Here is a 664-nt window from a genome sequence, read left to right on the forward strand (position 1 = left end):
TCTTTGAGCAGCAGGCTTAGAACTAACATAAATGTTACAGTCGTCAGCATACCTCACAAATGAGTGTTTGCGCAAGTGAAGTTCTCTATCTAGTTCATGAAGTAAAATGTTACTAAGAAGTGGTGAGAGCGGCCCACCTTGTGGCGTTCCTATGTCTCTCTTACTTGACTCACCATTTTGCATCATGCCAGCATTCAAGAACGACCTTATGAGTTTTAGCAGTTTCTTATCAGATATGGAGCGGGCAATCATAGACATTAAAATATCATGATTGACGTTATCAAAGAAAGCTTCTAGGTCAATATCCACTACCCAAGATTTGCCAGATTTCACATAAGATTTAGCTTTGGAGATAGCGCCAGAAGCAGAGCGCTTAGGTCTAAATCCATAGCTGTTATCAGAGAAATGTGGGTCAAATATAGGAGATAAGATTTGGATTATCGCTTGTTGCACCATTCTATCAATCACTGTGGGTATACCAAGTAAAAGGGTTTTACCATTTGCCTTTGGTATTTGCACTCCTCTTACAGAAGAGGGAATGTAAATGCCCGCAATAATTGAAGATTGGAGTTCTTTGATTATATCATCTAGAACAGCCTCAACCTCAGAGATAGTTCTTTTGTCGATACCAGGCGCACCTTTATTGCGTTTTACAGCTCTAAAG

Annotated in this window: 1 protein-coding gene; it reads right to left on the reverse strand. The window is 39.9% G+C overall.

Annotated elements, in window-relative coordinates:
• Window positions 1–664 (reverse strand): group II intron reverse transcriptase/maturase (ltrA, locus tag L8D11_RS05385; protein WP_236870643.1); only part of this gene is annotated, 664 nt, incomplete at both ends.

Origin of the sequence: Candidatus Bandiella numerosa, assembly GCF_021811875.1 — a bacterium.
Lineage (GTDB): Bacteria > Pseudomonadota > Alphaproteobacteria > Rickettsiales > Midichloriaceae > Aquirickettsia > Aquirickettsia numerosa_A.